9 protein-coding genes are annotated in these 13,833 nt (G+C 68.1%); 3 read left to right on the top strand and 6 right to left on the bottom strand.

Annotated elements, in window-relative coordinates:
- Positions 1 to 13 precede the first annotated feature (13 nt).
- The gene (gene pknB, locus ACI3KS_RS04480) at positions 14 to 1,960 is read left to right on the top strand and encodes a Stk1 family PASTA domain-containing Ser/Thr kinase (RefSeq protein ID WP_404915626.1); all 1,947 of its coding nucleotides are present in this window, start codon (positions 14 to 16) and stop codon (positions 1,958 to 1,960) included.
- 147 nt (positions 1,961 to 2,107) lie between these two features.
- Here the strand turns inward: pknB and ACI3KS_RS04475 are convergent, their stop codons facing one another.
- On the bottom strand, positions 2,108 to 3,448 hold the full coding sequence (locus tag ACI3KS_RS04475) for a class II 3-deoxy-7-phosphoheptulonate synthase (protein WP_404915624.1): 1,341 nt from the start codon (positions 3,446 to 3,448) through the stop codon (positions 2,108 to 2,110).
- Positions 3,449 to 3,475: 27 nt separating this feature from the next.
- A complete protein-coding gene (locus ACI3KS_RS04470; RefSeq protein ID WP_404915622.1) occupies positions 3,476 to 4,174 on the bottom strand; it encodes a lysophospholipid acyltransferase family protein in 699 nt (232 codons plus the stop codon).
- A gap of 128 nt (positions 4,175 to 4,302) precedes the next feature.
- On the opposite strand from ACI3KS_RS04470, the gene ACI3KS_RS04465 reads away from it, so the two are divergent.
- Complete coding sequence (locus tag ACI3KS_RS04465; protein WP_404915620.1) at positions 4,303 to 6,135, top strand: AMP-dependent synthetase/ligase; 1,833 nt, start codon at positions 4,303 to 4,305, stop codon at positions 6,133 to 6,135.
- A gap of 66 nt (positions 6,136 to 6,201) precedes the next feature.
- Here ACI3KS_RS04465 and def read toward each other — a convergent pair whose 3' ends face one another.
- The 3 genes from def to ACI3KS_RS04450 form a co-directional block, all read right to left on the bottom strand.
- A complete protein-coding gene (def, locus tag ACI3KS_RS04460) occupies positions 6,202 to 6,693 on the bottom strand; it encodes a peptide deformylase (protein WP_404915618.1) in 492 nt (163 codons plus the stop codon).
- The gene (locus ACI3KS_RS04455) at positions 6,693 to 8,762 is read right to left on the bottom strand and encodes a MinD/ParA family protein (RefSeq protein ID WP_404915616.1); all 2,070 of its coding nucleotides are present in this window, start codon (positions 8,760 to 8,762) and stop codon (positions 6,693 to 6,695) included. The genes def and ACI3KS_RS04455 overlap by 1 nt, the downstream gene beginning before the upstream one ends.
- Positions 8,763 to 8,825: 63 nt before the next feature.
- The gene (locus ACI3KS_RS04450; RefSeq protein ID WP_404915614.1) at positions 8,826 to 12,233 is read right to left on the bottom strand and encodes a pyruvate carboxylase; all 3,408 of its coding nucleotides are present in this window, start codon (positions 12,231 to 12,233) and stop codon (positions 8,826 to 8,828) included.
- A gap of 92 nt (positions 12,234 to 12,325) precedes the next feature.
- On the opposite strand from ACI3KS_RS04450, the gene ACI3KS_RS04445 reads away from it, so the two are divergent.
- Positions 12,326 to 13,138 (top strand): ParA family protein, encoded by an 813-nt coding sequence (locus ACI3KS_RS04445; RefSeq protein ID WP_404915769.1) that lies wholly within the window; start codon positions 12,326 to 12,328, stop codon positions 13,136 to 13,138.
- 88 nt (positions 13,139 to 13,226) lie between these two features.
- On the opposite strand, the gene ACI3KS_RS04440 is transcribed toward ACI3KS_RS04445, so the two are convergent.
- Positions 13,227 to 13,772 (bottom strand): MerR family transcriptional regulator, encoded by a 546-nt coding sequence (locus ACI3KS_RS04440; protein WP_404915612.1) that lies wholly within the window; start codon positions 13,770 to 13,772, stop codon positions 13,227 to 13,229.
- Positions 13,773 to 13,833: the final 61 nt, after the last annotated feature.

Raw genomic sequence — 13,833 nt, 5'->3', positions numbered from 1 at the left:
ATAGAATCTTGACGTGACGACCAATCAGCAGGCCGACCCCCTCATCGGGCGGCTTGTCGACGGTCGGTACCGCGTCCGGGCTCGGATCGCACGCGGCGGCATGGCGACGGTCTACGTCGCGACCGACCTCCGCCTCGAGCGGCGGATCGCGCTCAAGGTCATGCACGCGCACCTCAGCGATGACTCCGCCTTCCAGAGCCGGTTCATCCAGGAGGCCCGCGCCGCTGCGCGGCTCGCCGACCCGCACGTGGTCAACGTGTTCGATCAGGGGCAGGACGGCGAACTCGCCTACCTCGTCATGGAGTACCTGCCCGGCATCACGCTGCGCGAGCTCCTCCGCGAGCAGAAGCGCCTCACGATCTCGCAGACCATCACGATCATGGATGCTGTGCTGTCCGGCCTCTCCGCCGCGCACCGCGCCGGCATCGTGCACCGCGATGTCAAGCCCGAGAACGTCCTGCTCGCCGAGGACGGCCGCATCAAGATCGGCGACTTCGGCCTCGCCAGGGCGACGACGGCGAACACCGCGACCGGCCAGCAGCTGCTGGGAACCATCGCCTACCTTGCCCCAGAGCTCGTCACCCGCGGAACCGCAGACGCGCGCAGCGACATCTACGCCCTCGGCATCATGCTCTACGAGATGCTCGTCGGCGAGCAGCCGTACAAGGGCGAGCAGCCCATGCAGATCGCGTTCCAGCACGCCACCGAGTCCGTGCCGCGACCCAGTGCGCGCAACCCGGGCGTTCCGGAGCAGCTCGACGAACTGGTGCTCTGGGCGACCGAGAAGTCGCCGGACGAACGCCCGGACGATGCGAAGCAGATGCTCGATCGACTGCGCGAGATCGAGCGCGAGATCGGCGTCTCCCCCGCGGCAGCCAGCACGGCACCCGCATCGCGGTCCCAGGCGGATTCGAACGACCTCACGAAGGTCATGCCGGGGACCCTTCCAGTGCCGGACGCCACCGGCACCGCACCACGGGTCGTCGACAACGCCACGCTCCTGCGCCGGCGATCGTCGCGTCGCCGTGCGCGCGGCGCACTCCTGCTCACTCTCGTCCTCCTCCTGGCGACCGTCGCCGGCGGAGTCGGGTGGTGGTTCGGCTCCGGCCCCGGATCGCTGGTCGCCGTCCCCGATGTGGTCGGAGTCGACTTCGCGACCGCGCAGGCGCAGCTAGCGGAGCACGATCTCGTCGCCGTCGAGGCCCACGAGAACTCGATCGACGTCGATGCGGGCCTGGCGATCCGTTCGGACCCCGCCCCTGGTCAGCGTCGTGACAAGGGCTCCGAGGTGACCGTCGTCATCTCCGACGGCCCCGCATCGCACACGCTCGAAGCCCTCGCGGGGAGGACCGCCGACGACGTGCGGACGATACTGACGACGGCCGCGGTGAACATCGGCGACGACGAGGAGTACTTCTCCTCGGACGTCCCAGAGGGATCGGTGCTGAACGTGCGCATCACGCCACGCGCCGGCGGCGACCCGTACGCCTGTGGCGACGGCTGTGACGTGTTCGAGGACGACTCGGCGGTCGTGCAGGTATCGCTCGGCGAGGTGCCGGATGTGAGCGGAATGACCGTCGGTCAGGCGACCGACACCCTGAACGCGAAGCGTCTGGAAGTGAACTCGGAGCGCACCGAGCAGTTCAGTGATGATTTCGCCGAGGGCCAGGTCATCGCGATCGCCGATCGCGCTGAGGAAGGCCCGTGGCAGCCGGGCGATGTCGTCACGCTCATCGTGTCGAAGGGCCCGCAGCTCTACGAGGTGCCCGACGTCTCCGGCATGACGAGGGACGAAGCGGCGGCGAAGCTGCGGGATGCCGGCTTCGAGCCGACTTGGAACGGACTGTGGTCGGCATTCCCCGATTCCTTCACCGAGGTCACCGGCACGGATCCGTCCGAGGGCGCGATGCGCCGCCTCGGCACCCAGATCACGCTCCAGATCCGCAGCAGCCCGTTCTGATCTTCTGATCGCCGGAGCGGGACGCCCGACTTTTGGGTTCCGGCATCCGGTATCCGGCATCCGATGAGCCGGGCTCGGCGCCGCCCCCGCCGATGAACGACGAAGCCCGCCCCACTCGGGGACGGGCTTCGTGCGACGACGGTCTCGTCAGCGCTTCTCGAGCTCCTCGGCCACGAGGAACGCGAGCTCCAGCGACTGCATGTGATTCAGGCGCGGGTCGCACAGGCTCTCGTAGCGCGTCGCGAGCGCTGCCTCGTCGATGTGCTCCGAGCCGCCGAGGCACTCGGTCACGTCATCGCCGGTGAGCTCGACGTGGATGCCGCCGGGGAACGTGCCCACCGCTCGGTGGGCTTCGAAGAATCCGCGGACCTCGTCGACGACATCGTCGAAACGACGGGTCTTGTAACCGGTCGGCGTCGTGATCCCGTTGCCGTGCATGGGGTCGGTGACCCACAGCGGAGTGGCACCCGAGTCGCGTACCGCTTCGAGCAGCGGCGGCAGGGCGTCGCGGATCTTGCCCGCCCCCATGCGCGTGATGAAGGTCAGCCGACCCGGCTCGCGCTCGGGGTCGAGCTTGTCGATGAGGGCGAGGGCCGTCTCGGGAGTGGTCGTCGGCCCCAGCTTGACGCCGATGGGGTTGCGGATCTTCGAGAAGTAGTCGATGTGCGCACCGTCGAGCTCACGCGTGCGCTCGCCGACCCAGAGGAAGTGCGCCGAGGTGTTGTACGGCGTGTCCGTCCGCGAGTCGATACGGGTCATCGGGCGCTCGTAGTCCATGAGCAGACCCTCGTGACCGGTGAAGAACTCGACGCGCTTGAGCTCGTCGAAGTCGGCCCCAGCGGCCTCCATGAACTTGATGGCGCGGTCGATCTCGACCGCCATGCGCTCGTAGCGCTGGTTGGCCGGGTTCTGCGCGAAGCCTCGGTTCCACGAGTGCACCTCGCGGAGGTCGGCGAACCCGCCCTGGGTGAAGGCGCGGATGAGGTTCAGCGTCGAGGCCGCGGTGTGGTATCCCTGCAGCAGCCGGCCGGGATCGGCCTGGCGCGATCCTTCGGTGAAGTCGTAGCCGTTGACGATGTCGCCCCGGTAGGCGGGAAGCGTGACGTCGCCACGGGTCTCGGTATCGCTCGAGCGCGGCTTGGCGAACTGCCCTGCCATGCGCCCCATCTTCACGACCGGCATGGACGCGCCGTACGTGAGCACCACGGCCATCTGCAGCACGGTCTTGATGCGGTTGCGGATCTGCTCGGCAGTGGCTCCGGCGAACGTCTCGGCGCAGTCGCCGCCCTGGAGAAGGAACGCCTGACCGGATGCCGCACGGGCGAGTCGATCGCGGAGGTTGTCGACCTCGCCGGCGAAGACCAGCGGTGGGAGGGACGCGATCTGGCGCGAGACCTCTGCGACGCGCTCTGCGTCGGGCCACTGCGGCTGCTGCTTGATCGGGAGCGAACGCCACGCGTCGAGTGCGTCGGTGTGGTGCGGGAGCATGCCCACCAGCCTAGTGGTCGGCGGCGCTCAGGGACGTCGTGCGGCGGCGGCCGGAAGGCGGTCCTTCACGGTCGACGCGTAGACGTCTTCGTACTCCTGCTCCCCCAGTCGCTGCAGCGCCACCATGATCTCGTCGGTGACCGATCGGAGGATGTACCGATCGTTCTCCATGCCCTCGTAGCGGGAGAAGTCCAGGGGTTCACCGATGACGATGCCGACGCGCATGATGTTCGGGATGCGCTGCCCGATCGGCATCGCCGTGTCCGTGTCGACCATCACCACCGGGATCACCGGGACCTTCGCCTCGAGCGCCATGCGCGCGATGCCGGTGCGCCCGCGGTACAGCTTGCCGTCGGGACTGCGCGTTCCCTCCGGGTAGATGCCGAGCAGGTCTCCCCGTCCAAGCACCTGCAGGCCGGTGTTCAACGATGCCTCCGACGCCTTCCCGCCGGAGCGGTCGATCGGAAGCTGCCCCGTGGCCTTCATGAAGAACTTCGTCGCCCAGCCTTTGATGCCTCGTCCGGTGAAGTAGTCGCTCTTGGCGAGGAAGGACACTGGGCGATCGAGCATCAGGGGCAGGAAGATCGAGTCGGCGAACGAGAGATGGTTGCTGGCCAGGATCGCCGCGCCGTTTCGCGGCACGTTTCCGCGGCCGACCACCCACGGTCGGAAGACGGCCTTGACCACGGGGCCGATCACGACGTATTTCATCAGCCAGTAGAACATCGGGTGCAGTCTAGCGCCGGGACAGCCCGCCGTTCGGCCTCGCGACCCAGTTCCACCTTGAGTGGAATCCAGTGCCATGCCCTAGACTCGGGGAAAGACACAGCCCGACCGGTACCGAAGGAGCTGCCGTGGTCCAGTTCGAAGTCCCCGCCGTCGTCCCCGCCGATCCGAACGCCAACATCTCGGACATCCTCGCCGAACGGGTGAAGGACACTCCGAATCTGGCGTTGTTCGCCGTGCCGGACGGAGAATCCTGGCGCGACATCTCCGCCGCCGATTTCGAGACGGCCGTGATCGCGCTGGCCAAGGGCTTCGCCGCCGGCGGCATCCAGCCCGGCGACAAGGTCGGCTTCCTCGCCCGAACCACGTACGAGTGGACCCTGGTCGACTTCGCCCTGTTCTATGCCGGTGCCGTGATGGTGCCGATCTACGAAACGAGCTCCCCCTCGCAGATCCAGTGGATCCTCGAGGACTCCGGCGCGGTCGCACTCATCGTCGAGTCCGCCGAGCACTTCTCCCGCGTGGATGAGGTCCGCGGGGATCTGCCCCTGATCCGCGAGATCTGGCAGATGCACCTCGGGGCGATCGACACACTCACCGCGCAGGGCTCGTCGATCGCGGACGACGAGATCCAGCGACGCCGCAAGCTCGCCGTCGGCAGCGACATCGCCACGCTCATCTACACGTCTGGCTCGACGGGCCGCCCGAAGGGCTGCGTGTTGACGCACAGCAACTTCGTCGAGCTCGCCCGCAACGCGGCTGTCTCGCTGAATGAGGTCGTGCGCGTGCCCGGAGCGTCGACGCTGCTGTTCATCACCACGGCGCACGTGTTCGCCCGGTTCATCTCGATCCTCGATGTGCACGCGGGTGTGCGAACAGGCCACCAGCCCGACACGCGTCAGCTGCTGCCGGCGCTCGGCTCCTTCAAGCCGACCTTCCTGCTCGCGGTCCCTCGCGTGTTCGAGAAGGTCTACAACTCGGCCGAGCAGAAGGCGGAAGCCGGCGGCAAGGGCAAGATCTTCCGCGCTGCCGCGGATGTCGCGATCGAGCATTCGAAGCTGCTGGAGGCGGGCAAGCCGATCCCCTTCGGCATGAAGCTGAAGTTCGCCCTGTTCAACAAGCTCGTCTACGGCAAGCTGCGTGAGGCCATGGGCGGCCGTGTCACGTACGCGGTGTCCGGCTCCGCCCCGCTCGGTCCGCGTCTCGGACACTTCTTCCACAGCCTCGGCGTCGTGATCCTCGAGGGCTACGGCCTCACCGAGACCACCGCCCCTGCCACGGTGAACCTCGCGGACAAGTCGAAGATCGGCACGGTGGGTCCCGCGCTGCCCGGCGTCGGCGTCCGCCTCGCCGACGACGGCGAGATCGAGGTCCGCGGCATCAACGTGTTCAAGGAGTACTGGAACAACCCCGAAGCCACAGCGGAGGCCTTCAGCGACGGAGGCTGGTTCCGCACCGGCGACATCGGCAGCTTCGACTCCGAAGGCTTCCTGACGATCACGGGTCGCAAGAAGGAGATCATCGTCACGGCCGGCGGCAAGAACGTCGCCCCCGCAGCGCTCGAGGACCCGATCCGCGCGAACCCGATCGTCGGTCAGGTCGTCGTCGTCGGCGACCAGCGTCCGTTCATCTCCGCACTCGTCACTCTCGACTCCGAGATGCTGCCGACGTGGTTGGCCAACAACGGTCTCCCCGCCGACATGACTCTGGCGGATGCGGCGAAGAACGCCGCCGTTCGGGCCGAGGTTCAGAAGGCCGTGGATGCGGCGAACACCAGGGTGTCGCGCGCGGAGTCCATCCGCAAGTTCACCATCCTCGATTCCGAGTGGACCGAGGCGTCGGGACATCTGACCCCGAAGCTGTCGATCAAGCGCAATGTCATCATGAGCGACTTCGCCGACGAGATCGCGGCGATCTACGACGAGCCCGTCACGACGACGAACGTCTCGATCGGCGGCTGACCGCTCCGATCTCGCCCTCTACGAGGAAGGCCCCGCCGATCGGCGGGGCCTTCCTCGTATCCGTGCTCAGAACCAGGAGCTCTCGCGCACCTCGCGCATCGCGATCTTGCGGGTCTCCGGCGCGAGCCGGGTCAGATAGAGTTTGCCGTCGAGATGGTCGGTCTCGTGCTGCAGCGCCTGCGCGAGGAGACCGTCGCCCTCGAGCACGATCGGTTCGCCGTCGAGATCGATGCCCTCGACACGTGCCCAGGGATGACGGAGGGCATCGTGCCAGAGGCCCGGAACCGAGAGACAGCCCTCCCCCGTCGGCACAGGCTCGCCGCGAACCTCGGTCAGCACCGGGTTCAGAACGTAACCGATGTCTCCGTCGATGTTGTAGCTGAACGCTCGGAGCGCCACACCGATCTGCGGGGCGGCGACGCCGGCACGGCCGGGGAGTTCCACGGTCTCCACGAGATCGGTCACGAGCGCCCGCACTCCGTCGTCGATCTTCTCGATCGGTGCACAGACCGTGCGCAGCACGGGATCGCCGAACACTCGTATCTCACGGACGGTCATCAGGCCACCTTCACTCGAAGGCCTTCGACGAGCAGCGCGGCGAGCTCACGCGCCGCGATACGCGTCTCCGGCTGCAGGGCGGCGAACTCGATGGTCCCACCCCCTGCGATCTGCGGGTCGTACGGCATCCGCACGACTTTCCTCGCCCTCGTCGCGAAGTGCGACTCGAGCTCGTTCAGCCGGACGAGAGGCGTTCCCGGCGTCGACTGGTTGAGCACGACGATCGCGTCGTGAGCCTGCTCCGCGAAGCCGTTGGTCTCGAGCCACGTGAGCGTTTCGGATGCCAGGCGCGCCTCATCGACGCTGAGCCCCGAGACGATGACCATCTGGTCGGCCAACCCCAGAGCCGCCGCCATCACGGAGTGCACGATGCCGGTGCCGGTGTCGGTCAGCACGAGCGAGTAGTAGTGCGCGGCGACCTCCGCGACGTCTCGATAGTCGATGTCGCCGAACGCCTCGGCGATACGGGGATCGGAGTCCGACGCCAGCACGTCGAGTCGAGTCGCATCCCGCGCCACGATGGCGGAGATGTCGTGATAGCCGCGGACCTCATCGTGGATGCGCGCGAGGTCACGGATCGATTTCGTGTGGTGGCCGCGGGCCACCCGATCGGCCAGGGTGCCACGGTCGGGGTTGGCGTCGACGGCGATGACACGGTCCTCGCGGGCATCGGCGAGAGCCATCCCGAGCAGCGCGGTGACCGCGGTCTTGCCCACCCCGCCCTTACGAGAGAGCACGGGCACGAACTTCGCACCTCCCGGCAGGGGCGCCGCGATCCGCGCCGTCAGCGCCTTGCGCTCCCTCGCCCGTCGGCCGTCGCCGATGTTGATGCGGTGTCCGGAGACCGTGTAGAGGAAGTGGCTCCACGCCCCCTCGGGTTCGGGCTTGGTCAACCGGCTCGGGTCGAGCAGTCGATCGGCGGTGAGGAGGTCCGCGCTCTCGCGGGAAGCGTCTCCGAGCTCGTCGATCCGACGCGAGGAGGGTGTCGGCTGCGTCGTCGTCTTCTCCTTCACGGCATCTGCGCGCGAGGTACGGCCTTCGGATGCCGTAGCCGCCTGCGCCTTTCGGGAACGGATGCGGATGGGCGAAGTGGCCGGCGAGCTCGAAGCGGTCTCGGACTTCGACGAGTCGACGGGAGCGTCATCCGGGATCGCGGTCGGAGCCGAGCCCGCAACCGGCTCAGGCGTGACGGCGATCGGTGCAGGCTCAGCCACGACCGGCACAGCCTCGACCGCGACGGGTTCGGGCCGCGGCTCGACGGACGCCGCGGGAGCAGGCTCCGGCTCGATGGTGGCCGGCGCCGGATCCGATTCGGCGGATACCTCGATGCGGGACTCGACAGGCTCAGGCTCAGGCTCAGGCTCAGGCTCAGGCTCAGGCTCAGGCTCAGGCTCAGGCTCAGGCTCAGGCTCAGGCTCAGGCTCGACGGTCGCTGCCACGGCGACGTCAGGCTCGGACTCGTCCTCCGGCTCGACGACCTCGTCCTCCGGCTCGACGACCTCCTCCTGCGGCAACTCGATGACGATCGACTCGAGAGCAGCGGTCGCCTCAGTGCGCCCGCGATCGGAGGCCTCGACGGAGTCGACTCCTGCGATCGCCTCCAGCTCGCCGGGGATGGCTTCGTCCTCGCCACTCGCCGTCTCGAGGAGAGCAGCGGCCGGCTCGTCCGTGATCAGGTCCTCTGCACGATCCTCGACTGCGACATCCGGCTCGTCCTCGACATCGACATCGACATCGACATCGACATCGACAGGATCGTCGTCGTCGACAACGCCATCCGTCTCGACAGCATCCGTCTCGACAGCATCCGTCCCGACAGCATCCGTCTCATCGCTGCTCTGCACCCGTGCGGGTTCGAGAACGACGTCCTCGAGGTCGACGTCGACCACCTCTCCCTCGACGACAGCCTCGTCGTCGAGGTCCTCGTCGACCTCCTGCGGGAGGATGACGTTCACCTGGGCGGTGTGCGTGAGAATGATGCCGAGGCTCGTGGTGTCGAGAGATGCGGCGTCATCGAGCATCCCCCTCGACTCGTCTTCGGCGGGTTCTTCGGGCTTTTTGGTGCTCATGATCTCTCTCCCCAGCGCATGCGGGCGAGGGCGCATGGGAATGCGCCTCTCGCCCGCACAAGATTAGTGCGAGGGGCGGACCACGACCAAAAGATCTCCGGCATCCACCTGCTGGGTGCGCCCGATCGCCAGTCGTTCGACGACGCCGTCGACGGGGGCGGTGATCGCCGCCTCCATCTTCATCGCCTCGATCGACGCGACCGGCTCCCCGGCGCGGACGGTGTCGCCGACCTCGGCCTTGAGCGTCACCACGCCCGAGAACGGCGCGGCGATCTGGCCGGTCACCGAGGTGTCGGCCTTCTCGACCTCGTGGGCCACCACGGCGACCGAGCGGTCCCGCACGAACACCGGGCGCAGCTGGCCGTTGAGGGTCGTCATGACCGTTCGCATGCCCTTGTCGTCGGCGTCGCCGATCGCCTCGAGCCCGACGTAGAGCTGCACTCCCCTGTCGATCTCGACGAGGTGCTCCTGTCCCTGGACGAGTCCGTACAGGTAGTCGCTCGTGTCGAGCACCGACAGGTCGCCGAACAGCTCCCGCATCTGCGCGAACTCGCGGGTCGGGGTCGGGAACAGCAGCTGGTTCAGCCGGGCGCGACGCGAGGTGCTGTCTCCTGCGAGTGCGGCTTCGTCGTCCGCCGTGATCTCGGTGACACCGGCGCGCACCGAGCGTCCGGCGAGCACCTTCGAGCGGAACGGCTCGGGCCACCCGCCCGGCAGGTCTCCGAGCTCCCCCGCCATGAAGCCGACCACCGAGTCCGGCACGTCGTACTTCTCGGGGTTGGCCTCGAAGTCGGCGGGGTCCGCCTTCACGGCAGCGAGGTGCAGGGCGAGATCGCCGACGACCTTCGACGATGGCGTGACCTTCGGCACGCGCCCGAGGATGCGGTTCGCCGCCGCGTACATGTCCTCGATGAGCTCGAAGTCATCGGCGAGGCCGAGAGCCTTGGCCTGCTGTCGCAGGTTCGACAGCTGTCCGCCAGGGATCTCGTGGTGGTACACGCGCCCCGTGGGTCCGGGAAGCCCCGACTCGAACGGCGCGTACTGGCGGCGCACCGCCTCCCAGTACGGCTCGAGATCCGACACCCCGTCGAGGTCGATGCCGCTGTCCCGCTCTGTGTGTGCGAGCGCGGCCACGAGCGACGACAGCGAGGGCTGGCTCGTGGTCCCGGACAGCGGTGCGGAGGCGGCATCCACCGCGTCGACGCCGGCGGCGCTCGCGGCGAGCAGTGTCGCCAACTGCCCGCCGGGGGTGTCGTGCGTGTGCAGGTGCACCGGCAGATCGAATCGCTCACGCAGCGCGGTCACGAGCTTCGCCGCCGCGGCCGGACGCAGGAGCCCCGCCATGTCCTTGATCGCAAGGATGTGCGCACCGGCGGCGACGATCTGGTCGGCCAGGCTCAGGTAGTAGTCAAGCGTGTACAGATCCTCTGCGGGGTTCAGGAGGTCACCCGTGTAGCACAGGGCGACCTCGGCGACGGCCGTGCCGGTGGCGCGCACCGCGTCGATCGCCGGTCGCATCTGCTCGACGTCGTTGAGGGCGTCGAAGATGCGGAAGATGTCGACGCCGCTCGCCGCGGCCTCGCTGACGAAGGCCTCAGTCACCTCGGTCGGGTACGGCGTGTAGCCGACCGTGTTCCGCCCGCGGAGCAGCATCTGGATCGCGATGTTCGGCAACGCCGCGCGGAGCTTGTCGAGCCGCTCCCACGGGTCCTCGCCGAGGAAGCGCAGGGCGACGTCGTAGGTCGCGCCGCCCCAGGCCTCGACGGAGAGCAGCCCCGGCGTGAGGCGTGCGAGGTGCGGTGCCACCGCGACGAGATCGCGGGTGCGCACGCGCGTCGCAAGCAGCGACTGGTGCGCGTCCCGGAACGTCGTGTCTGTGATCGCGAGCGCGGTCTGCGCGCGCAGGCCGGCGGCGAAGCCCTCGGGGCCGAGCTCCAACAGGCGCTGACGCGAGCCGGGTGCAGGCGGGGAGGAGAGGTCGATCGACGGCAGCTTGGCCACCGGGTCGATGACGCCGGGGCGTGCGCCATGCGGCTTGTTGACGGTGACGTCGACGAGCCAGTTGAGGATCTTCGTGCCGCGGTCCTTCGACACGCGCCCTCGCAAGAGCTGCGGCCGCTCGTCGATGAACGACGTGCTGACGTCGCCCGACACGAAGGACTCGTCGTCGAGAAGCGCCTGCAGGAAGGGGATGTTGGTCGACACCCCGCGGATGCGGAATTCAGCCAGCGCACGTCGCGCACGGGCGACCGCAGCGGGGAAGTCACGGCCACGGCACGTCAGCTTCGCCAGCATCGAGTCGAAGTGCGGACTGATCTGCGCGCCCTGGTGCACGGTTCCGCCGTCGAGACGCACACCGGCGCCGCCTGGCGACCGGTACGTGGTGATCTTGCCGGTGTCGGGGCGGAAGCCCTGGGTCGGGTCCTCCGTGGTGATGCGGCACTGCAGGGCCGCCCCGCGCAGGTGGAGGTTCCGCTGTTGCAGTCCGAGCTCTGCGAGGCTCGCACCCGCGGCGATGCGCATCTGGCTCTGCACGAGATCGACGTCGGTCACCTCCTCGGTGACCGTGTGCTCGACCTGGATGCGCGGGTTCATCTCGATGAAGACGACCTCACCGGCGCGCTCACCTGCGGTCTCGAGGAGGAATTCGACGGTTCCCGCGTTCTCGTATCCGATCGACCGGGCGAAGGCGACAGCGTAGCCGTGCAAGGCAGTGCGGATGCTGTCGTCGAGGTTCGGAGCCGGAGCGATCTCGACCACCTTCTGGTGGCGGCGCTGCACCGAGCAGTCCCGCTCGAACAGGTGCACCGTCTCGCCCGTCTTGTCGGCGAGGATCTGCACCTCGATGTGCCGGGGGCGGATGACCGCCTGCTCGAGGAACATCCGCGGATCGCCGAACGCGCTCGCGGCTTCGCGCATCGCCTCGGCGAGAGCCGGTGCGAGCTCGGCCTTCGTCGCCACGCGGCGCATTCCCCGACCACCGCCACCAGCGACGGCCTTCGCGAAGAGCGGGAAGCCGATCTCCTCCGCCTGAGCGACGAGCTCGTCCACGTCGTCCGACGCCTCCGTCGAGCGCAGCACGGGGACCCCGGCCTCGATCGCGTGCCGCTTGGCCTCGACCTTGTTGCCGGCCATCTCGAGCACCTTCGCCGGTGGACCGATGAAGACGATCCCGTTCGCCGCGGCCTTCTCCGCGAGCTCGGGGTTCTCCGAGAGGAAGCCGTAGCCGGGATAGATCGCATCGGCACCGGACTCGAGCGCGACGCGGATGATCTCGTCCACGCTCAGGTACGCCCGCACCGGATGCCCGCGATCCCCGATCTCATAGGCTTCATCTGCCTTGAGCCGATGGACCGAGCCTCTGTCCTCATGGGGGAACACCGCGACGGTCCGCGCCCCCACTTCGAATGCCGCACGGAAGGCGCGGATCGCGATCTCGCCGCGATTGGCCACAAGGATCTTCGTGAACATGCACACCTCTGAAAGCTCGATGCACGACTTTTCGTCGCGCATGGGGCGGGGCTGAGTGTTCCCCCAGCCTAGGGGAAGGTAACGTGGAGTCCGTGCACGTACTCAGCGTCAGCTCTCTCAAGGGAGGCGTCGGCAAGACGACCGTGACCCTCGGCTTGGCCTCTGCGGCCTTCGCCCGGGGTGTGCGGACGCTCGTCGTCGACCTCGACCCGCAGTCCGATGTCTCCACCGGCATGGACATCCAGGTGGCAGGGCGGCTCAACGTCGCCGATGTCCTGGCGAACCCGAAGGAGAAGGTCGTCCGTCAGGCGATCACCTCCAGCGGCTGGGCGAAGGTGCACCCCGGCACGATCGACGTGCTCATCGGCAGCCCCTCCGCGATCAACTTCGACGGTCCGCACCCCAGTGTGCGCGACGTGTGGAAGCTCGAGGAAGCCCTCGCCGCGGTCGAGGCCGACTACGACCTCGTCCTGATCGACTGTGCTCCCTCGCTGAACGCGCTCACCCGCACCGCCTGGGCGGCCAGCGACCGCGTGATGGTGGTGACCGAGCCCGGGCTGTTCTCCGTCGCCGCCGCCGACCGTGCGCTGCGTGCGATCGAGGAGATCCGCCGCGGCCTCTCGCCGCGACTCCAGCCGCTCGGCATCGTCGTGAACCGCGTACGCCCCCAGTCGATCGAGCACCAGTTCCGCATCAAAGAGCTTCGCGACATGTTCGGTCCTCTCGTGCTCTCGCCTCAGCTGCCCGAGCGCACGTCTCTGCAGCAGGCGCAGGGTGCCGCCAAGCCGCTGCACATCTGGCCCGGAGACTCCGCGCAGGAACTCGCCGCCGACTTCGATCAGTTGCTCGACCGGATCATCCGCACGGGTCGGGTCCCGGTTCCCGAATCCGGCCCGCAGGCCTGAGATCCCATACGCTGCACGCAGAACGCCCGCTCATCGAGCGGGCGTTTCGTGTCTCCGGCGGACCCGTGTCCGTGGAGAGATGGCCCGTTCAGGCGGAGCGACGCGAGCGACGTGCGGACAGCTCATCGACGGGGTCGGGTGCGGTCGGATCGAACTCGACCAGCGTGGACTCCACCTCGCGGAGGACCTTGCCCACGGCGATGCCGAACACGCCCTGGCCACGGCTCACGAGGTCGATCACCTCGTCGTTGGACGTGCAGAGATACACCGACGCACCGTCGCTCATGAGAGTCGTCCCCGCGAGATCACGGATGCCGGCACGACGCAGCTCCTCGACCGCGGTGCGGATCTGCTGCAGGGAGATTCCCGTGTCGAGCAGGCTCTTCACGAGCTTCAGCACGAGGATGTCGCGGAAGCCGTAGAGGCGCTGCGATCCCGATCCGCTCGCCCCGCGGACGGTCGGGACGACGAGCTCGGTGCGCGCCCAGTAGTCGAGCTGTCGATAGGTGATGCCGGCCGCGCGGGCGGCGACCGCACCGCGGTAGCCCACCTCGTCGTCCATGGCGGGAAGTCCATCCGTGAAGAGGAGTTCGTTCACGAAGCGGGGCTCGCCTGCACGCTCATCCGCATTCATCTGAAGTCCTCTCTCGGGCGGTTACCTCCACGCTAGAGCAGGCCCCCCACACCAGCAACGA

This window comes from Microbacterium sp. ZW T5_45, assembly GCF_044987415.1.
Lineage (GTDB): Bacteria > Actinomycetota > Actinomycetes > Actinomycetales > Microbacteriaceae > Microbacterium.
The sequence above is the reverse complement of the archived record's forward strand: the minus strand, read 5'-3'. Positions and strand labels throughout refer to the sequence as shown.

Bases quoted from the DNA above. Each gene is read 5' to 3' on its own strand.
- ACI3KS_RS04475 (WP_404915624.1), bottom strand. From the start codon at position 3,448: ATGCTCCCGCACCACACCGACGCACTCGACGCGTGGCGTTCGCTCCCG.
- ACI3KS_RS04470 (WP_404915622.1), bottom strand. From the start codon at position 4,174: ATGTTCTACTGGCTGATGAAATACGTCGTGATCGGCCCCGTGGTCAAG.
- def (WP_404915618.1), bottom strand. From the start codon at position 6,693: ATGACCGTCCGTGAGATACGAGTGTTCGGCGATCCCGTGCTGCGCACG.
- ACI3KS_RS04455 (WP_404915616.1), bottom strand. From the start codon at position 8,762: ATGAGCACCAAAAAGCCCGAAGAACCCGCCGAAGACGAGTCGAGGGGG.
- ACI3KS_RS04450 (WP_404915614.1), bottom strand. From the start codon at position 12,233: ATGTTCACGAAGATCCTTGTGGCCAATCGCGGCGAGATCGCGATCCGC.
- ACI3KS_RS04440 (WP_404915612.1), bottom strand. From the start codon at position 13,772: ATGAATGCGGATGAGCGTGCAGGCGAGCCCCGCTTCGTGAACGAACTC.